This is a genomic window from Paenibacillus sp. FSL H8-0283, from assembly GCF_045040675.1.
GTDB lineage: Bacteria > Bacillota > Bacilli > Paenibacillales > Paenibacillaceae > Paenibacillus > Paenibacillus amylolyticus.
In genome coordinates this window covers 1,718,243-1,738,690 of the sequence record NZ_CP150295.1, presented here as the reverse complement: position 1 = coordinate 1,738,690, position 20,448 = coordinate 1,718,243, and the positions used below count along the sequence as shown (strand labels likewise).

Genomic DNA, 20,448 nt, shown 5'->3' with positions numbered 1-20,448 from the left:
TCCGGGACGGGTGTTTTTTGCGCTTTCATTTTAAGAAATGGAGAGTGGTTCACATGAGCAAACAAGAAAACAGTAACTCAGTAAGCAACAAATCAGGTAACGAAATAAACAACCAAGCAAATGATCTTCAACCATCCAGTCATTCCATTGAGGTCCATCTGCAAGGTGGCGCGATACGTTCTTACGAAGCAGGCATCACTGTAGGTGCGGTTGCCTCATCTATCAGCACAAGTCTTGGGAAACAGGCTATCGGCGGTATTGTAGATGGTCAAAATGTCGATCTCGATTGGGTGCTCCAGCAAGATTGCGAACTTGTTATCGTTACTTTAGAAAGTGCGGAAGGTCTGTATCGTTATCGTCACAGCGCAGCACATGTGCTCGCACAGGCACTCAAACGCATCTACGGTGCAGAACAAGTGAAACTGGGTATCGGCCCAGTCATTGAAGATGGATTCTATTACGATGTTGATCTGGAGCATGCCTTGTCCATCAGTGATCTGGCTGCCATCGAGCGGGAAATGAACAAAATCATTCAGGAAAATCATAAGATCAGTCGCCGGGTCGTTAACCGGGAGGAAGCCCTCCGTATCTTCGGAGAAATCCAGGACCCTTACAAGCTTGAACTCATTCGGGATTTGCCAGAGGACGCCGAGCTTTCGATCTATGATCAAGGAGAGTTCTTCGATCTGTGTCGCGGTCCCCATCTTCCATCCACTGGTCGGATCAAAGCGTTCAAGCTGTTGAATGTAGCTGGTGCGTACTGGCGGGGTAACTCGGATAATAAGATGCTGCAACGTATCTACGGCACTGCTTTCCCGAACAAAGCCCAACTGGATGAACATCTGCACATGCTCGAAGAAGCAAAGAAACGGGATCATCGTAAACTTGGCAAAGAGCTTGAACTGTTCATGTTCTCCGAAGAAGCGCCCGGCATGCCCTTCTATCTGCCCAAAGGTATGACAGTTCGCACTGAACTGGAGCAGTTCTCCCGTGAGCTGCAATTGCAGGAAGGGTATCAGGAAGTTCGGACTCCTCTCATGATGAACAATCGTCTGTGGGAGCAATCGGGCCATTGGGAGCATTACAAGGACAACATGTATTTCTCGGAAGTGGACGATGCCACTTTTGCACTGAAACCGATGAACTGCCCTGGGCATATGCTGATCTTCAAAAACACACTTCATTCCTATCGCGAATTACCAATTCGCATGATGGAATTTGGTCAGGTTCACCGTCATGAATTCTCAGGTGCCCTGAACGGAATGATGCGTGTGCGGACATTCTGCCAGGATGATGCTCATCTCTACGTCATGCCAGAGCAGATCGAGGACGAGATCAATCAGGCGATCTCACTGATCGGACGTATGTACGATATCTTTGGATTCGAATATAAGATTGAATTGTCCACTCGTCCGGAAGATTCCATGGGATCGGAAGAGCTGTGGGATCAAGCGGAACGCGCATTGCAAAATGTACTAGATCGTCGGGGCGTGGAGTATCGCATTAACGAAGGGGACGGTGCCTTTTATGGACCGAAAATTGACTTTCATATCCTTGATGCGCTGAAGCGTAGCTGGCAGTGCGGAACAATCCAGCTTGATTTTCAAATGCCGGAGAAATTCGACCTCACTTACATTGGCGAGGATAGCCTGAAACACCGTCCGGTCGTGATCCATCGTGCCATCTATGGTTCGATCGATCGTTTCATCGGCATCCTGACTGAGCACTATGCAGGAGCGTTCCCACTCTGGCTCGCACCTGTACAAGTGAAGCTCCTACCTGTGTCAGATCATTATGCAGACTATGCACTCCAAGTACAGAGCCAACTCCGTGCTGCGGGCATTCGGGTAGAAACAGATCTTCGTAGCGAGAAGCTCGGGTACAAAATCCGTGAATCCCAGATGGAAAAAGTGCCTTATTCGCTCGTGCTTGGTGAGAATGAGAAAAATGCCTCATCCGCCTCTGTCCGTGCATACGGTCAGGGAGATCAAGGCATCCAACGTATTGAAGCTGTTATAGAAATGATCCAACAAGCTGTGAAGGCAAAAGTATAAAATATGTAACGACTCTATTCATGAGTCACTCATCAGCTTGTGCTGAATTACAACTTCTCGTCATCTCTTAGCCCCACCTGTTCTTCGCTCCACGTCCAGAAACGCTCCGCTGAAGCATCGTCAACGGCATGTGCCTTCAGCTGCTGCTCTTTCTGTTGATAGAAGTAATGACCGGTGATGCCGACGACTTCAGGGCTTGTGGCCAGATAAACAGCCGTTCGCGCCCCTTCTTCAGGGGACAGAAAGAATGGAAGTTTACCTGCAAACGCCATAATGCGTGTGCCAAATCCGGTATTGCGATCTACGCCAATACTCGTTCCCACCGCACCAGGGTGTAGACAGTTCACTGTGACAGACGTACCTGACAGTTTGCTAGCCAGTGCACGAGTGAACAGCACGTTCGCCAGTTTGGATTGAGCATAACTTTTGATCGGATTATAACCTTTGTGCAGATGTGGATCTTCGAAGTGGATTTTGCCGGCCTTGTAGGCACCTGACGAAACGTTCACAACCCGTCCCTGCTTCGCAGCTTTCAGAGGTTCTATCAAAAGTAAGGTCAGCAGGAAATGTCCCAGATGGTTAATACCGATACTTTGTTCGAACCCGTCTGAGGTTTCCTTCCGCTTAACCATCACTACCCCCGCATTATTAACCAGAACGTCAAGGTGATCATGACGCTCGCGGAATGTGCCGGCAAACTGGCGTATACTTTCGAGTGAACCCAGGTCACACAGCATCAATTCAATCGCAGAAGAACCGGACTGACGCACAGCTTCCTGAAGAGCCTCCTGTCCGCGCTTCTCACTGCGGCATGCCATAATTACGCGATATCCTTGCCTTGCAAGTTCAATGGTGGTTGCCAACCCCATACCTGAGTTAGCTCCTGTTACAATTGCTGTCTGATTGGACATGAGGTACTTCCCTTCTGAACCTGAGGTTCCGAAATTAGAGGCGCGACGACGGACAATATGAGATAATGATAGGATCACATCTCGTTTCCATGGGAGGACAAGTATGCTGACCAAAGAAGATTTTAAAAAAGTTAAAAAACAAGCCAAACTTGAAATCGCACTACTCGAACAGGAATATCAGGAAATCTTGCAGAACGTTGATTCTACGCTGTATGAAAAATACGGTATTTTGGACAAAGAAGAAACATGTGAGCTCACCCGAAAACGTAAAAACCGAAGATATGCTTCACTGGTCATCGAACTATGCGCCATTATTGAACAAATGTTACATCAACTGTACAGAGACGTATATCAGAAAAAGTTTAATTCGACTCAGCTGATGAAAACTCCTGCCTACCGTGCACGCTCCAACATGGAGATTATTCAGGCCGAACTGAGTAAAGAGTTCATTGCTCTGGAACCCGAAAAAGAAAACTTCGCTGAAGCCCTTAGCCTGGTGTTTCAGACGAGGAACAAACTTGTTCATGATAATTTCTCATTTGTCACCATCGTTAAGGACGGCAGTAATGAAGAAGAAACGTTCGAAGCACTACTCCATACGGTAAAAAAATATAGAAAACACTTGAAATATAATCGCCCTGAATAACAACAATCATCGCTAAAAAATATAAGGAGGTGTACCGGACTACGGTCCGAATAACCATGAGCCATCCAACAACTTCGATTACTGTGCTAAATCTTCAGATTCCCACACCTTCCGGGAACAGCCCCATATTCCCCGTCATGCTTCGTGATGTAGATGGCGTTACCTTGGTGGATACAGGCATGATCGGACAATTTGCAGAACTTCAATCCGCATTGGAACAAGAGGGCGTACAGCTCTCGGACGTCAAACGTGTGATTATTACTCATCAGGACATCGATCATATCGGTAACTTGGGAGCTCTGCTGGATGCCATCCCTGATCTGGAAATCTGGGCACATGCCGATGAGATTCCATATCTAACAGGTGAGAAACCTTTGATCAAATTCACGCCTGAACGTCGTGCTCTGTTGCCCGCGCCCGTTTTGGCACTGGCAGACCAACTGCTCTTGCAGCTGCCTGAAGTGAACATTAGTAGAACTCTGGCGGACGGAGACTTGTTACCCCTTCAAGGTGGTACACAGGTCATTCATACACCGGGACATACACCTGGTCATATCTGCCTGTATTTCGGGGAGCAACAGTTCCTGCTCGCTGCCGATGAACTTCGTGTGGTCGATGATGAACTGGTTGGCCCAGCACCACAAGCGACACCGGACATGCCTGAAGCGCTGCGAAGCCTGAAGAAACTGACCGACCTTAAGCTCAATAAGGTTCTCTGTTATCACGGTGGAGAGTACATGAATGATCCGGCTCAGCGTATTGCCACACTTGCGAAGAGCGCAGAGTAAGTAAAGAACGCGGACTTGTGAGTATTTTTGGAATGACACAAGCATCCTGTTAACGTTGTTTCTCTTCGTGCGGCATTGTGCGTTGTAGCTCATTCAAGATTAGGATGACACATACATTACAATCAAGGAGCTGTCCCATAAGTCATGAATTTGACGGGGACAGCTCCTTTAATTAATTAACCACGCACTTCTACTACTCTACTGCACTGGTGTTGATCGTATGGTAGCACCTATTGCGCACGCTATTCATACAGTATGCACGCAGTATCTTATATTGAACTACGACATGTGCACAGTATCTTTCCCCTGCCCGTTTGGCAAAACAATTCACCGGAAAACCGTAACGTAAGTGTCTACTTATTGACTGAGGTCCGTCTCTAACGAATTGGGCACAGTCTAAACGTTATACTTGTTTTGTAACGAATCTCAGACACCCTATACGCAGTATTTTGAGTATCAAGATTTTCTAACGAACTCCAGACACCCTAGTTACTCATTTCATTGGTTTTTCGGCAGGTTTCTAGTGAATTTTGGCGATATAGCGTGGCTGAGGTTCTTTAAATCCTACGATCGTCACCAAACCTCTATTTAAGGTGCGTCAGGTTCGTTAGAAAAATTTTATTTAGAGCGATTCAGATTCAGGGCACTTCAGGGCTTTGGCTCAAGATAAGCGGCAACCGTTCGTTTTAAACTCACTCCATTCGCTACCTTACGGCGAGACCAATCCGGTTCGACGTTGTCCTACAACACTGATTTTCTCTCCCCTGACCCCGACTCAACTCTCCGGAGTAAGTACAATCAGCTTGTCATCCCCATCTCGTGGTGATCCCCGTCCATCCCGATTGTTCGTAAGCACATATAACTTCCCGTCCTCACCAGCACTCACATTGCGAATTCGGCCCCACTCATCTTCGAAGATGAGTTCCACCTGCTCCACCTGTGTGCCATCTTCCGAAAGAGTAACCTTCAGCAGCTGCTCTCCACGCAGATTTGCAGCAATCAGTGATCCAGCCCAAGGTCCTTCTTCTACAAAAGCTACACCAGACGGCGCCCATGTATCGTTCCCACTATGTGCAAGCGGAGCCTGATATGCGCCATTGTCATCGTCGTCTCCCTCCACCTCGGGCCAGCCATAATTCTCACCAGCTACAATCCGGTTAATCTCATCATGATTTCGCTGACCATGTTCGGTAGAATAGAGGTAACCGTTGTCCGGATTCCATGCCAGTCCCTGTGCGTTACGGTGTCCCATACTGTATACAGGTGAATTCGGCCATGGGTTGTCTGCCGGGATCGATCCGTCGAGACCTATCCGCAATATTTTACCTCCAAGGCTATCTTCGTTCTGTGACAGTTCCGGTTCATAACGTTCACCTGTCGTGATATAGAGCAACTTGTCCGGGCCAATTTTGATCCGCCCACCGTTATGATTGGTTCCGCCTGGAATGTTACCAAGCAACTCTTGATCTATGACCGCTTTGCCATCATTCACCTTGAGACGTAACACTCGATTGGCAATGTCGTCGCCTTCCAGATAGGAGTGATATGCATACAAGTAACCGTTATCCTCGAAGTCCGGATCAGCTGCAAGACCCAACAGACCTCCTTCACCTTCTTCATTAAACGGGGCTGAGAATTCAATCAGTGGTTCAGGGGCTAGTTTTCCATCCTCAATGACCCGAATCGCACCAGGGCGTTCCGTTACAAACATCCGACCATCAGGCACACTCACAATCTCCCATGGTGCATTCAGTCCTTCAACCAGAACAGATGGCTGATACGGAATAACCGTCTCTCCCTGCGCTCCACTCTCATTTCCACTTGCACCGGTATTGCCTCCGTTGGCCGTCTGTCCCTGACCTGTTCCCTGTCCCTGAGACGTCTGCTCTGTTCCTCCCGTAGAAGGTTCGCCTGAAGAACATGACGCGGTTAACAGTGCCACACTTAATAATGAAGCATACAGCGGAACGGTTACTCGATTATTCATGATTACATCTCCCTTCGTATTTCGTTCTTCTGTATAAAATAAATAAGTCAAGCTTCAACGTATTATTAATGGATTGCTCTCTATTGTTGTGGTGTTATTATTCATCTGTTAAGCGGTTTCGCCCTGTATTACCCTTCATACCAGCCGCTTAAACCGAGAATTCAAGGTATTCCGAGGATATGAAATCACCGCAGTTTGGAATTCCATCATAATCTTTTATAATAGAAGGATAGTATGAATGGAAAGGTGGACAACTACACTTATGAATCAAAACCCTTTATCTCGTCTTGAAGCCGATCTGTCCGGGCAAGGATTGGACGCCATGCTGATCACAGATCCAAAACATATCTACTATTTAACTGGATTTGCGAGCAATCCGCATGAACGCTTCCTCGGTCTGGTGCTCGCACGTGGCGAAGAACCCTTGTTGATCGTACCTGCGCTTGATGCTGAAGCTGCCGCAGCCGCTTCCTCGGTATCCAATATTGCCACTCACACGGATACGGATAATCCATACGCTTTGTTTGATCGTTATCAGGGGCGATTGGGCCGGGTAGGTCTCGAAAAAGAATACGTGACGGTCGCACGTTATGAACAACTGACCGCCGCTCTAGGTGCTGCCAGCTTTGAAGATGTTGGCCCCCTGCTTCGCACATTACGTGTGAAAAAAACACCAGATGAGGTAGCCCGCATTCGCCACGCTATTCATCTGATTGAAGAAACATTGCGTCAAGGACTCTCTCATGTTCGCACAGGCGTAACCGAGATCGAACTTGTCGCCGAGATGGAGTATCAGATGAAAAAGCTGGGTGCCGATGGTCCTTCCTTTGATACCATGGTGCTCACGGGACCCAAAACAGGTCTGCCACACGGTACACCGGGTGAACGGAAACTGCAACATGGTGACCTGTTGATGTTTGATATGGGTGTGTATGCTGGAGGATATGCCTCGGATATCACACGTACATTCGCCTTTGGTGACATCTCACCTGAACTCAAAACCATCTATAACACTGTACTCGCAGCGAACGAAGCTGCTATCCAAATCGTGAAACCAGGCATCACCTGCGCCGAAGTGGATCGTGCAGCACGCCAGGTCACGGAAGAAGCGGGATACGGCGAGCGCTTTATGCATAGAGTAGGCCATGGATTGGGTATCGACGTACATGAGTATCCTTCTCTCCATGGAGAGAATATGGACATCCTGAATGAAGGTACCGTATTCACGATTGAACCGGGCATCTATACCGCAGCAGGCGGCGTCCGTATCGAAGATGATGTAATTGTGACCGAGACGGGTATCGAAGTTCTGACGACATATCCAAAAGAACTGCAAATCCTTACCGACTAATCCAATTGGATCTATGTCAAAAACTGCCCATACATCAATACTCAGCCGATATTGTGCATCATGAACTAAACTGCACGAAACTGTGCTGAACTGTATCTTCTAAATAATATACTCTTTTCGCGTACGCCTCAGGCCTGTATACAGAAAAGTACACACGCGAACACAAAAATCCCGCAAATCCATGAATATCATGGGTTGCGGGATTTTAATTAATACAAAGCATATCCTAAATTACTCCGTCTGCATTCTACGTAATTTTATTCCTGCTCACTCATTTACCATTAGTCAAACTCATGCGTGATATCCTGCCAAGACTCCAGCTGTGGCAGCTGTTGCTTCCCCCAGTAATCCAGAAACCATTGAATAATCCCAGTCGTATCTGTTGTTCTGCAGCTGTAATGTCGGAAACCGTCCTCGCCTTCCTGCAAACGAATCTCCGCCACCATCTGCCCTGGTTCCTCAAGCGCAGCAGCCTGCATATACATACTTCCCTCCACCAGCTCCGAAGGTTTAAGTACTACGTATTCATGCAATTCCAGATTGGAGATCAACTCCACCAATAACGAGGCATTAATGCTATCATTCTCGTAGGTTGTGCCATTGCTTTCCAGTGTATAACGCAGTGTAGAGTACATGTGCGATTCCCCTTTGTATGAAATCATCGTTGGCTTAATGATACACGCTTATAACGACAGGTCGTTTATATTATAACTTTTTCATAAAAATGTAAAAAGGATTTTTCTTGTTTCGAGTCTTTTCTATGAAAAAAACCCTTGCAGAGTCTGAATTACAATTGACTGCGCAGAGGGGTTTTTTAAGTGATACTCTTTGAATATTGTCTAAGCTTCATCCTTAAACTTAAAGCTACGTGCAGCATACAGAAACGGCGTTCCAACCGCAGTTAATACAAATTTGATAATATACGTCGTCAGGAAGATTTCCAGCCAAACATCCCAAGGGTAAATGAACGCAAACGCGATCGTGCAAAACACCAGTGTATCCACAAATGAACTGATGATGGAACTACCGTTGGTGCGAATCCACAACTGATTGCGCCCTGGAGCCACCTTGCGCAGCCAGGAGTACAATCGAACATCCAGGAACTGACTTATGAAGTATGCCGTCAGACTTCCGAGTGCCAAACGTGGCAGCAGACCAAACAATGTTTTCATCGAATCCTGTGCAAAGTCCGTTGATGCCGGGTCAAAGTACAACACCATCTGCATCAGAACCGTTGTCATGATGAGCGTGAAGAATCCAAACCATACGGCTTGGCGTGCCTCACCTGGTCCATATTTTTCATTAAGAAGGTCACTGGTCAGGTACATGCTGACATACATCGTGTTACCAAGCGTCAGCACAATTCCCATGATATCTATCGTTTTGGTCACCTGAATGTTGGCTATAACCGTAGCCACACCAATCCAGGCATAGAGACCTTTTTTACCGAACAAACGGTAACACAACAGGAAAAATCCATAAGTTACGAGAACAAAAACTGCTCCCCACCCTAAGTTAAACATAAATACATACACTGCCTTCCTAGTTTTGATTACGCGGGATGGTTACGAACCGCGGTTTGGCTCAGGGCCAAAACATGAATACTCTATCACATTTCTCGTCCCATGAACAGAACTAAATAACTCCAAGTGTGCCTGAGTGACTACGACCCCTTCTATATTCCTCCCGCTTCCCTCTCGACCATACTAGTTTTTCCTACCTCTATTCCCCTTGCACCGTGTATCGAAAAAGAAGACTGCTTCACCACCGTGCACAGCATAGTTTGATTGCCGCAAAAAAACCGCCCTCCGGATTCCTCCGAAGGACGGCTTTTCTCACTTGATTTGTAGACGGCTCTAGTTATCTTAATGTGAGCTTCTATTTAATCCATTTTGTATTAAGCCTGAGCCGCAGAATCCAGCTCACGGCTCTGATCGTTAAACGTGTCCCGATCGTTTTCCTTCAAAATTCTGCTCGTCACGAGTCCTGATGTCATCGACCCGTTCACGTTAAGCGCTGTACGACCCATGTCGATCAGCGGCTCCACGGAAATGAGCAGTCCAACCAGAGCCACAGGCAGATTCATAGTGGACAATACGATTAGGGAAGCGAAGGTTGCCCCGCCGCCAACGCCAGCCACACCAAACGAACTGATCATGACTACGAGGATCAAAGTCACAATGAAGTCCCAGCTCAGCGGGTCGATGCCGACCGTCGGAGCAATCATAACCGCCAGCATGGCCGGATAGATCCCGGCGCAGCCGTTTTGCCCAATCGTAGCCCCAAAGCTTGCAGACAGGTTCGCAATGCCGTCCGATACGCCGAGTTTCTTCGTCTGTGTCTCCACATTCAGCGGGATTGCCGCTACACTTGAACGGGATGTAAAGGCAAATACCAGTGTTGGCAGCACCTTCTTCAAATACGTAATCGGGTTGAACCCGGACAGCGAGATAATGATCAGGTGAATAATAAACATCACGATGAGGGCCACGTAGGACGCAATGACGAATTTGATGAGCTTTAATATCTCTTCCGCATTGGTTGTCGCCGTTACCTTTGTAATCAGTGCTAGAATCCCGTAAGGCGTAAGCCTCAGCACCAGCGTAACAATTCGCATAACCACCGCATATACCGCATTAACCATACCGCGGAACGTCTCCGCCTGCTGAGGTTTTTTGCGATCCAGTCCAAGTACGGCTACACCGATAAACGCGGAGAAGATAACCACCGCCAGTGTGGATGTACGACGTTCTCCTGTCATATCTGCAAATGGATTCGAAGGAATGAATTCCAGCACTTGCTGCGGGATGGTCTGATCCTTCACATCAACAAGCCGTTCCTCCACCTTCTGAATCTGCGCATTCTCCCGGTCTCCTCCTTGAATCTCAATGGAAGTCAGGTTGAAGCCCAGACTGGTCACAATGCTGACCCCTGCGGCAATCGCTGTGGTGATCAACAGAATGGCAATAATGGAAACACTCATCTTGCCGAGATTTTGCTTGCCCTTCAGATTCATAATGGCTGAGATGATCGACACCATGATCAATGGGATCACGACCATTTGCAACAAACGAACATATCCTGAACCGACCAGATTGAACCAATCGACTGATTTCGTAACTACATCAGAACCTGATGTGTACACCAATTGAAGAATAACCCCGTAAACAACCCCCAGTCCCAGACCCGCAAATACGCGTTTCGTAAAGGAGATATGCTTTTTCTGCATCCAGTAGAGGATACCAAGTAAGGCAAGTATAACCACTACATTCAATATGACTAGAAAAGTATCCATTTCTTTAAATCCTCCTCAGGCATGTGTGTAACCGGAGAATATCCGGTTTTCTCTTCTATCTTTTGTACTTCCGACAAAGACATTTTACAATATAACATATAACAAACTATTCTGGTAGGTATTAATTGATATTATGTAATATGCATGTAACAGATTCATCTATTTCTGAAAAAAATACACCAAATCGTGAAAATTGTTCTATTCAACCTCCGGTTAATTTTGTAATATAGGTATATCCGCTTATTCCCAAGTTTTCTCAATGTTCAATTTAGGTCTTTCTTCATTGGTAGATAGGTCTTAGGATTACGGAAAAGTGACAATGTTAATGAACTTGACGTGAAAGGATGATCATATGTTTCGTAATCGCACCGTTGCCGGTAAAATCAGAGGCACCTTGTTCCTCGTTCTGCTGGTTGCTTCCCTGTTGTTCAGTATTAGTTTTTATGCCGTATCGATGAATATTATTCAAAGCTACGTGCTACCGCAGTTTGACAAAGTCCTAAACACGTCCATTCAGGATATATACAAGAATACTTCAGCATCCAAAATCCTACAGGTACAGAGTGGCGGAGCCGGTTCTGAAGGTGCTGCCATGACCGTGGAATCGTACCTGGCAGATAAAGCAAAAGAACATAATTTGGATGCGGCTTACGTTGTTGCTATTCAAGATGGCTCAGCCAAAGTCGTTGTGGCCAACCCTTCTTCAAACATGAAGGCCCAGGATGAGATTAGTGTAGAACCCGCAATGAATGCAGCTATTGAGAACAAAGAAATGGTAATCAGTGAGGTCTACTCCGATTCCTTTGGTGTACATAAAGCAGCCTTTATCCCCATTGCAGGAAGTAACATGATTATGGCTGTGAGCATGGATGCCCAGTTCATTCAAGACAAGATTACCCAGATTTTCTGGTTGTGCCTTGGGATTACAGCATTAGTGTTTGTGCTCGGCTGGCTTATCTCCACTAGTATGATCAAAAGAGTTACCAAACCAATCATCAAGCTCGTCCAACATAGCAAACAAATATCCCAGGGTGATCTGACCGCTGAACTAGAGATCAAAGGTAAAGATGAAATTGCCCAGCTTGCCGCAAGCTTCCAGACGATGACGCATAACCTGAAAGAAATGATTAGCCGTGCCTTGTCCACGTCCAATGAAGTTGTATCAGGCTCCAATGACCTGCTTCAGCGAGTTGAATCGATGTCCGGTATGGTTCGAAACTCCAGCCGCTCTGCAGAAGATGCAGAAAAAGGCAGCATCAGCATTGCGTCAAGCGCATCCGAGAACGCCAGAGCTATGGAAGAAATTACGCAAGGTATCATGCATATTGCTTCTTCTTCTGCTGAAGTGTCTGACCAGATTGGTGAAGCAGCCAACGAGGCAGTTAACGGTAACCGACTGGCTCAGAATGCCATTGAGCAGATGGAGCGTGTAGGCCAGACAGCAAGCGAATCGTTGCGATATGTTGAAACTATGAATGAACGTTCGGTAGCCATCGGCGCCATTGTAGCTTCCATTTTTGAAATCACCAAACAGATTAACATGCTGTCACTCAATGCCTCCATTGAAGCAGCACGTGCCGGAGAGCATGGCCGCGGATTCGCTGTTGTTGCTGGAGAAGTTCGCAAACTTGCCGAGCAATCCAAGACAGCCACCGAAGAAATTTCGGATTATCTGGGTACCATTCGTGAAGATGCTGAGCGCTCGGTTGATGCAATGAACCGTGTAACCCAGGAGATTGGTTCAGGCACAACTGTTGTTCAACAAGCAGGCTCAGCCTTCCAGCAACTGAATGAATTGATTCAGAACGTGAATCTGACCATTCAGACCGTCTCTGCTTCTACACAACAAGTATCCGCTGGTGCTGAAGAAGTGAGTGCATCCGTTGAAGAAACGGCACAGATTACGACCAAATCCCGTGAAAGTATGCTACAGATTGCTTCAACAGCAGATCTTCAGCTCAGCGAGATGGATTCACATTCGAATACAGTTCGTCATCTGCATGAACAAGCTGTAGAGCTGCAATCCGCTATGAAAAATTTCAAAATAAACTAACAGGTTAACCATTAACCTATCATCACCTGTTTTAAACCTCATTTAATCATAGGATATACAATACACCCCCATGCCGCTAACATGCCGTTTCTAGAGAACGGTTTGTCGGACATGGGGGTATTGTTGTTTCACTCGGGTGCCTGAACACCCATAATCTCGTACACACGCTTCATATCCAATGCCGAACGCAACGATTCGGCTACCCGATCGAACTCCATCTCCTTACGCTCATGTGCACTATATGTCTCCTTAAGTGGAGCCAGTCCTTTTCCTGCACGCAAGGCATTTAGCCACGAACGTCGGAATTGATCACTTTCAAACAAACCATGCAGGTAGGTTCCCCACACCCTGCCATCTACTGAGCCCCAGCCTTCTTGGAAAGGTTGACCACCTGGATGCGAGATTTCAAACAACGCCGTTACACGTTCAGGCTCGTGGCACTCCGTAACGCCCATATGAATCTCATATCCGTTAATGGGTAATGAAGCATCTGCTACATCTTGCTCACCATACAGACGAAGCGGGTGATCAGGCTGCACCCGTCCGGAAGCTCTGACGGTCTGCTTTTCCTGAAGAAATGTTGTCGATAGCGGGAGCCAGCCAAGTCCTTTTGCTTCCTGGATCTGATTCGCCTCCACAGCAAACGGGTCCTTCAGATGACGTCCCAGCATCTGGTATCCGCCACATATTCCTACGAGCTGAACATGCTCACGCTCGGTCTGGCTCGCAATCGCCTGTTCCAGTCCAGACTCACGCAGAAATTCCAGGTCACCTATGGTATCCTTCGTACCCGGTAGAAGAATGGCATCCGGACTGCCCAATTCCTCTGGCGAGGTCACGTAACGCACATTCACATCCGGTTCACGGGAAAGTGTGTCAAAGTCTGTAAAGTTGGAAATTCGCGGATATCGGATCACCGCCAGATCCAGCTCGGTTTTGCCGGATTTACCATGACGCATGGAGTCCAGCACCACCGAATCCTCTGCTTCAATCTGAATATCTCTTATGTAAGGCAAAACACCTAATACTGGAATGCCTGTCCGTTCTTCGAGCCAGTCGAGTCCTGGTTGCAACAGGGACAGATCACCGCGGAACTTGTTGATAATGAACCCTTTGACTCGCACCACCTCATGGGGTTCCAGCAGCTCCAGCGTACCTACAATGGAAGCAAACACTCCGCCCCGATCAATATCGGAGATCAGAATCACCGGCGCATCGGCCCAGCCTGCCAGATTCATGTTGACGATATCCCGGTCCTTCAGATTGATCTCGGCCGGACTGCCCGCTCCTTCCATCAGCACAATATCATAGGTATCCCGTAGCCGGTTCAACGCATCCATAACCGTCTGCTTTGCTTCAGGCAGGAAATGCTGACGGTAGTCCGATGCACTCATCTGGGCAAAAGGTACACCATGTACCACGATCTGCGAATGCATGTCCCTCACCGGCTTGATCAGGATTGGATTCATATCGGTTGTCGCCTCAATACCACAGGCTTCGGCCTGTGCCCCCTGGGCCCGACCAATCTCCTTGCCATCTTCCGTCACATAGGAATTCAGTGCCATATTCTGTGACTTGAACGGAGCAGGCTTGAAGCCATCCTGCTTAAAAATCCGGCACAATGCCGTTGTGATGACACTTTTGCCTACATCGGAAGCCGTTCCTTGCAGCATCAGTACCGCCGCTGGTTGTGATGGCCTATCTTCCACACTCTCTCCCCCTGTCTCCGTGTTATATCCAGATCACCTTGCTCCCAACCTCATGCGTAACACTTTCCATACTGCTTCTTACTCAAAAGTTACAGCCAGAACAGTCCTTGAAGCACGCTCAGCACGGTCAACAAAGCCGCCTCCAGCAGCTCATTCATGGCACCATACGTATCCCCGGTTAAACCGCCGAGCCGTTCACTGATCCGGGCAGCCACGAATCGGCCGATATAATAACACGCCACAGGCAGTATAATAACTGCCGTCACCGGGTATAGCCACCATGGCAGTGTTCCCAGCCCACTCACCATCGCATCCGCAATCCCCATATCCGGCTTGAAAAGCCACACCGAGGCAAACGTAAGTGCCCCTGCGACCAAGGTCAGGCCCACAGCTGAACTTCGTGCACGCTGGACCTCCTTCCGCTCCCCGAGACCTTTAAACAATACAGCAAGTCCATCATCTTCGCGTGCATTCGGCCAGGCCGACATCGCATACACCATGAACCAGCGGCTCCAGATCATGGGCAGGATCAGCAACGCACCGTACACCCAGTGGCCCCGGGCAATAAAATCAGCGATCAGCGCAGCCTTCATCATCAGAAGCAACACGCAGGCAATCACGCCCATTGCCCCGACACGGCTGTCCTTCATAATCTCCAGCATCCGTTCACGGGTACGATAACTGAGCAAGCCATCCGCCGTATCCATCCATCCGTCAAGATGGAGTCCTCCGGTGAGCCATACCCATAACGTCAAGGTCAGGACGGCAGCCGGAAAGGCCGGAAGCACTGCACCGCTTAAGGCTCCCGCGAGCCAGACACACAGACCGATTACAGCACCGACCAGCGGATAAAAGACAACACTTTCCCGCAGCAACGGCGGGACAAAATCGATTTGCATTTTGACAGGGAAACGGGACAAAAATTGAAAAGCGGCTGCCGCCGCATGTTTACGCTGAGGAGCAGGCGTGCCATCCTTCATAAGCGGTACTCCTTGCTTTTTAGTTCAATCGCAATGCCTACGGTCACCAGAAACACTTCACCGCATATCGCCGCAATACGCTGATTCAGTACACCGGCCAAATCCCGATATTTCCTGCCAAGGGCATATTCCGGTACGATCCCGTCTCCCACTTCATTTGTAACCAGAACAAGCAAACCGGGATAGGTTCGAATCGCTTCAACCAACGCGTCCAAATGTCCCTGTAACACCTGTTTCTCGTCATGCTCATGTGCTAACAAAACATTTGTCAGCCACAGCGTCAGGCAATCCACCAGAATGGTGGGTGCAGAAGTCCCTGTATGCCCTTCACCCATGCGGCTTATCAAAGCAGGCAGATGTATCGGCTCTTCCATCGTGTGCCACAGATACCCTGATGCCTCGCGCTGATGCTGATGCATGGTGATACGCTCACGCATTTCATCATCGTACGCCTGAGCTGTCGCCACATACCAAGCCTCCGAGGAACGCTGCATGCAGAGACGCTCGGCAAAGGAGCTTTTGCCACTGCGTGCGCCACCTGTCACCAGTACGCTCATCGGGAACTCTCTCCTTGCACGGATGAATCACCCGACGGAGCGGAGTCCGAAGCAGGGCTTGTCCCGTCCGAGACACCCGCGCTTGCAAAGGTCGCCATCTCGTTCAGAATGAGACATGCTGCGTCAATCAGATGAAGACTAAGCACGCCGCCTGTGCCTTCACCCAGACGCATGTCCAGATCCAGCATCGCTTTCAGGTCCAGTTCACGCAGCAACGCTCCATGTCCATTTTCGTGTGACGTATGAGAAGCGATCATATAGGCTGTGCTCAGAGGTGCAAGTTGTCTCGCCACCAGCGCTGCCGCGGTAGAGATGAACCCGTCTACAACGACAGGGCAACGATGAGCAGCTGCTGCGAGAATAACCCCTGTGAGTCCGGCAATCTCCAGTCCACCCACCTTGCACAGAACATCCAGTGCATCTTCCGGGTTTGGTGCGTTTACGCTAAGCGCCCGGCTGACTACAGCAGCCTTGCGCTGCAAGCCTGCATCATCAATACCGGTTCCTCGCCCCACGGCGGCAGCTGGTGCAACTCCGGTTAACGCGCTCATTACCGCAGCACTTGCAGTGGTGTTGCCAATTCCCATCTCCCCGGTGACAAACAGCTGTGTTCCCTTCGCCACCTCTGCCGATACAACTTCGGCTCCTGCAAGGATAGCGCTGACTGCCTCATCCCGGGTCATCGCTGCACCCCGGGCCATGTTGGCCGTGCCTTTGCGAATTTTACGGGAAAGCAGGTCCGGATGTTCAAGATCGGCATTCACACCAATATCCACACAGATCACATCTGCTCCGGCGTGACGGGCAAGCACATTCACTGCCGCACCTCCAGCGAGGAAATTCAGGACCATCTGCGGGGTCACTTCAGCAGGAAAAGCACTGATGCCCTCTTCCACTACGCCGTGATCTGCGGCCATGACAATGACCACCCTGTGATCAAAACGTGGACTTGCATTGCCCGTCATACCTGCCAAGCGGATCACCAGCTCTTCCAATTTGCCCAGGCTTCCCGGTGGCTTCGTCAACGAATCCACATGCGCAGAGGTTTCTGCCGCCACTTCCTGGTCAGGAGCAGTAATCTTACTTGTTAAATGCTCCAACACCTGTTCATTATTCATATAACCAGCACTTCCTTCATCAAAATATGGGTTGCCCCGCTTCATTTAATCGATGTCCCGCCGCAGCAGCAGTTGAGGTATGGCATGGTCGGGATGAGAGACAATCGCGGGTTTGACGCGAAATATATCCTGGATATTCTCATCGTTGATCAACGTATGAGGTGTACCCTTTCCAACCGCCATGCCCTCACGCAGCGCCAGAATGTGATCGCAAAATAACGCGGCCAGATTCAGATCATGCAGCACAGCCACAATCGTAATGTTATTTCTCTGTCGCCATGCCGATAACAATTCCATGAATTGCAATTGATATTTAATATCCAGAAACGTGGTCGGCTCGTCCAGCAGCAGTAACCTCGGCTCCTGAGCCATAACTTTGGCTAGTGCGACCCGCTGCCGTTGCCCGCCGCTGAGTGCATCCAGCGGTCTGTCCGCCAGCTCTGTCAATCCAAGGTCTTCAAGCACCCTGTCCACTACAAGTGCCCCATCGCCCACTTCCCGCCCCAGCCAGTTCTGGTATGGATATCGCCCCATCTCCACCACGTCTCGCACGGGATAGGAGATGGCTGGCAAGCCATCCTGCTGCAATACAGCGATCATGCGCGACAGGTCCTTACGGCTGTAAGAGCCGATGTCTCGACCATCGATACGAATCTGACCTTCGTTTAACTGTTCCGTTCCGGCAATAAGCTGGATCAGGGTGGACTTGCCACTGCCGTTTGGTCCGACAACTCCCCACCAGTCACCTTCGCCAACATGCCAGTCTACATTGTGCAGTGCCTGATGATTGCCATATGACTTCCCTGCTCCCTTAATGGAGATAAGTGAAGTCGAGTTGGAACTGGTACTGGAATTCATGGCATCATCCCCTTCTGCAACTTTTTGTTCCGGTTCAGCAGGTAAGCAAAGAACGGCGCACCAACAAAGGCGGTGACAACACCGAGCGGAATTTCAGTTGGTGCCAGCAACGACCTTGCGATGGTATCGGCCCACACCATGAAGATCGCTCCACCAATGGCAGACAAAGGTACCAGCAGTCGGTAATCCGGTCCCACCAGCAGCCGCAACATATGCGGGATCACCAATCCAACGAATCCGATGACACCCGATACCGAGACAGCACCTGCGGTCAGCAGTGTGCCAACTGCCAGCACCGACAGCTTGAGCCTGTCCACTCCGATCCCGATATGTGCCGCTTGACGTTCTCCCAGTGCAAGTACATTCAACGAGCGTGCGCGGCTCCAGAGAAAGACCAGCCCTAACAGAAAATACGGGAAAAGGATGGCCGTATACGACCACCCACGCAGAGCCAGACTTCCCATCGTCCAGTATATAATTTCATTAATCGTTTGTTTCGACATGGTCGACAGGAAGGAAACAACTGCGCCCAGGAAACTTTGCATGACCACACCAGCCAGAATGAGGCTATGTGTAGGTATTTTACGCCCTTCACGAGCCAGTGCCATAACAAACCACAACGTGATTACACCCGTCAAAAACGCCACCAGTGGCAACGTCCAGATTCCGATCAGTGCATACTGCAATCCGAAGAAAATCAGAAAGGCTGCACCCACCGAAGCACCGGATGATACGCCCAGGGTGAACGGGTCTGCCAGCGGGTTCCGAAGAACCCCCTGAAATCCCGTACCGGCAATCGCCAACGATGCGCCCACGAGCACGGCAAGCAGTACACGTGGGAATCTGACTTTCCAGATAATCTGTTCGGCTGCCTTATTCCAATCCGGTGTAATCCAATCGCCTACCCATGGAATTTTGTGAATCAGGATGCCTGCAATATCCCGGATCGGCAACGCTACTGAACCAATGCCCGTGCAGATGAGCACGGTGAGCACCAGCAGCACCATGCCCGTCGTTCCGAACAGGATCAGCTTTTTACTCATTGGAACAAGTCAGGGTAGATCGCTTTGGCTACTTCTTTCAACCCTTGAGTTACACGTGGACCCGGACGGCTCAGCAGGTTGGCATCCAGGCCAATAACCGCGTCATTTTTCACAGCCGTAATTTCATCCCAGCCGCTGCGCGCCTTGATGATCTGATCCAGTGTTTTAGAGTTTTCGTCAATTACATCGTTGGCATACAGGATCACATCCGGGTTGGAGGCAATCACGTTTTCTTCATTAATTTCATACCAGCCCTCTTTGTCCGAAGCAATATTGGTACCGCCGGCTACGGTGATCAACTCATCCATGAACTCACCCTTACCTACGGTCCAACCTGGGGAGAACTCAATATATACTTTTTTCTTTTCCTCCGGTTTAACGGCTTTCACCGCTTCCGTCACATCCGCTACATCCTGCTTCATCTGTGTGATTAACTTCTGTGCCTGCTCCTGATGATCGGTAATTTTACCGAACGTTTCGATATTACTCATGACATCGTCGATGGATTTGGGATCCGTTTTGAATATGGTAATACCCAAATCACGCAGCTTTTTCACCGCATCCTCGCTCATTGAAATACCTGTGAACACGATGTCCGCATCTGCTGCAATAACCGTTTCTTCATTTGGCTTGTTAATGCCACCCATTTTCGCTTTGGTTTTTGCTGCTTCCGGGTAATCGTCATAATCGGATACACCAATAATCTCATTGTCCAGTCCGAGGGCAAACAAAGACTCCGTTTCAGCTGGAGATACAGAGACAATTTTGGTTGGCGCCTTTTCAAAAGTGAAAGACTCCCCCGTCGCATCCGTAATCGTCAGTGGATATTGGGTTTTGAGGTCCGTCTGCGCCTGGCCTTGGGACTGCTCCTGTGCCGGTTGCTGTGAAGTACCTGTACCCTCGTTTGTTGTTGCATTGCCACATCCGGCCAAAGCCAGTGCAAGTGCCGCTGCACTTAGCAGGGACGCTACGTTTTTCCAATTCTTGAAATTCATTCTGTTATTCTCCCCTTCTCTATTTGTACTATTTTCTTGCATCGTGCTCAAACTTTTACTCCCCATGTCTTGGTGTTCCTGTGTAAGGTTTGAACTGCAACAT

At 48.9% G+C, this 20,448-nt stretch carries 17 protein-coding genes; 5 read left to right on the top strand and 12 right to left on the bottom strand.

Going from position 1 to position 20,448, the window contains the following annotated elements; genetic code table 11:
• Positions 1-53: 53 nt before the first annotated feature.
• Positions 54-2,054 (top strand): threonine--tRNA ligase, encoded by a 2,001-nt coding sequence (gene thrS, locus MHI52_RS07760; RefSeq protein WP_340983148.1) that lies wholly within the window; start codon positions 54-56, stop codon positions 2,052-2,054.
• A 47-nt stretch (positions 2,055-2,101) separates the two neighbouring features.
• On the opposite strand, the gene MHI52_RS07755 is transcribed toward thrS, so the two are convergent.
• On the bottom strand, positions 2,102-2,965 hold the full coding sequence (locus MHI52_RS07755) for an SDR family oxidoreductase (RefSeq protein WP_405158779.1): 864 nt from the start codon (positions 2,963-2,965) through the stop codon (positions 2,102-2,104).
• Positions 2,966-3,068: 103 nt separating this feature from the next.
• Between MHI52_RS07755 and MHI52_RS07750 the strand changes: the two genes are divergently transcribed.
• Positions 3,069-3,611 carry a hypothetical protein gene (locus MHI52_RS07750; RefSeq protein ID WP_405158778.1) on the top strand — a complete coding sequence of 181 codons (543 nt, stop codon included), beginning with the start codon at positions 3,069-3,071 and terminating at the stop codon, positions 3,609-3,611.
• Between the two features lie 56 nt (positions 3,612-3,667).
• Positions 3,668-4,399: an MBL fold metallo-hydrolase gene (locus MHI52_RS07745; RefSeq protein WP_405158777.1), complete on the top strand. Its 732-nt coding sequence runs from the start codon at positions 3,668-3,670 to the stop codon at positions 4,397-4,399.
• Positions 4,400-5,174: 775 nt separating this feature from the next.
• Here MHI52_RS07745 and MHI52_RS07740 read toward each other — a convergent pair.
• On the bottom strand, positions 5,175-6,386 hold the full coding sequence (locus MHI52_RS07740) for a PQQ-dependent sugar dehydrogenase (RefSeq protein ID WP_405158776.1): 1,212 nt from the start codon (positions 6,384-6,386) through the stop codon (positions 5,175-5,177).
• 262 nt (positions 6,387-6,648) lie between these two features.
• Here MHI52_RS07740 and MHI52_RS07735 point away from each other — a divergent pair, with 262 nt between their 5' ends.
• Positions 6,649-7,737, top strand: a complete 1,089-nt coding sequence (locus MHI52_RS07735; protein WP_405158775.1) for a M24 family metallopeptidase — start codon at positions 6,649-6,651, stop codon at positions 7,735-7,737.
• Positions 7,738-8,018: 281 nt separating this feature from the next.
• Here MHI52_RS07735 and MHI52_RS07730 read toward each other — a convergent pair whose 3' ends face one another.
• The 3 genes from MHI52_RS07730 to MHI52_RS07720 form a co-directional block, all read right to left on the bottom strand.
• The gene (locus tag MHI52_RS07730; RefSeq protein ID WP_405158774.1) at positions 8,019-8,372 is read right to left on the bottom strand and encodes a hypothetical protein; all 354 of its coding nucleotides are present in this window, start codon (positions 8,370-8,372) and stop codon (positions 8,019-8,021) included.
• 204 nt (positions 8,373-8,576) lie between these two features.
• Positions 8,577-9,260 carry a queuosine precursor transporter gene (locus MHI52_RS07725; protein WP_405158773.1) on the bottom strand — a complete coding sequence of 228 codons (684 nt, stop codon included), beginning with the start codon at positions 9,258-9,260 and terminating at the stop codon, positions 8,577-8,579.
• A gap of 374 nt (positions 9,261-9,634) precedes the next feature.
• Positions 9,635-11,032 carry an L-cystine transporter gene (locus MHI52_RS07720; RefSeq protein WP_405158772.1) on the bottom strand — a complete coding sequence of 466 codons (1,398 nt, stop codon included), beginning with the start codon at positions 11,030-11,032 and terminating at the stop codon, positions 9,635-9,637.
• A 352-nt stretch (positions 11,033-11,384) separates the two neighbouring features.
• Between MHI52_RS07720 and MHI52_RS07715 the strand changes: the two genes are divergently transcribed.
• Positions 11,385-13,085 carry a methyl-accepting chemotaxis protein gene (locus MHI52_RS07715; protein WP_315371785.1) on the top strand — a complete coding sequence of 567 codons (1,701 nt, stop codon included), beginning with the start codon at positions 11,385-11,387 and terminating at the stop codon, positions 13,083-13,085.
• Between the two features lie 128 nt (positions 13,086-13,213).
• Here the strand turns inward: MHI52_RS07715 and MHI52_RS07710 are convergent, their stop codons facing one another.
• From MHI52_RS07710 to MHI52_RS07680, 7 genes are all read right to left on the bottom strand, one after another.
• On the bottom strand, positions 13,214-14,758 hold the full coding sequence (locus MHI52_RS07710; RefSeq protein WP_405159369.1) for a cobyric acid synthase: 1,545 nt from the start codon (positions 14,756-14,758) through the stop codon (positions 13,214-13,216).
• Positions 14,759-14,883: 125 nt separating this feature from the next.
• Positions 14,884-15,774 carry an adenosylcobinamide-GDP ribazoletransferase gene (cobS, locus tag MHI52_RS07705; protein ID WP_405158771.1) on the bottom strand — a complete coding sequence of 297 codons (891 nt, stop codon included), beginning with the start codon at positions 15,772-15,774 and terminating at the stop codon, positions 14,884-14,886.
• Complete coding sequence (cobU, locus tag MHI52_RS07700) at positions 15,771-16,331, bottom strand: bifunctional adenosylcobinamide kinase/adenosylcobinamide-phosphate guanylyltransferase (RefSeq protein ID WP_211084100.1); 561 nt, start codon at positions 16,329-16,331, stop codon at positions 15,771-15,773. Before cobU ends, cobS begins: the two co-directional genes overlap by 4 nt.
• Positions 16,328-17,449 (bottom strand): nicotinate-nucleotide--dimethylbenzimidazole phosphoribosyltransferase, encoded by a 1,122-nt coding sequence (gene cobT / locus MHI52_RS07695; protein WP_405158770.1) that lies wholly within the window; start codon positions 17,447-17,449, stop codon positions 16,328-16,330. The genes cobU and cobT overlap by 4 nt, the downstream gene beginning before the upstream one ends.
• A 45-nt stretch (positions 17,450-17,494) precedes the next feature.
• A complete protein-coding gene (locus MHI52_RS07690; protein WP_036610732.1) occupies positions 17,495-18,307 on the bottom strand; it encodes an ABC transporter ATP-binding protein in 813 nt (270 codons plus the stop codon).
• A complete protein-coding gene (locus MHI52_RS07685) occupies positions 18,304-19,350 on the bottom strand; it encodes an iron ABC transporter permease (protein WP_036610733.1) in 1,047 nt (348 codons plus the stop codon). Before MHI52_RS07685 ends, MHI52_RS07690 begins: the two co-directional genes overlap by 4 nt.
• Positions 19,347-20,345 (bottom strand): ABC transporter substrate-binding protein, encoded by a 999-nt coding sequence (locus MHI52_RS07680; protein WP_405158769.1) that lies wholly within the window; start codon positions 20,343-20,345, stop codon positions 19,347-19,349. The genes MHI52_RS07685 and MHI52_RS07680 overlap by 4 nt, the downstream gene beginning before the upstream one ends.
• Between the last annotated feature and the right edge of the window lie 103 nt (positions 20,346-20,448).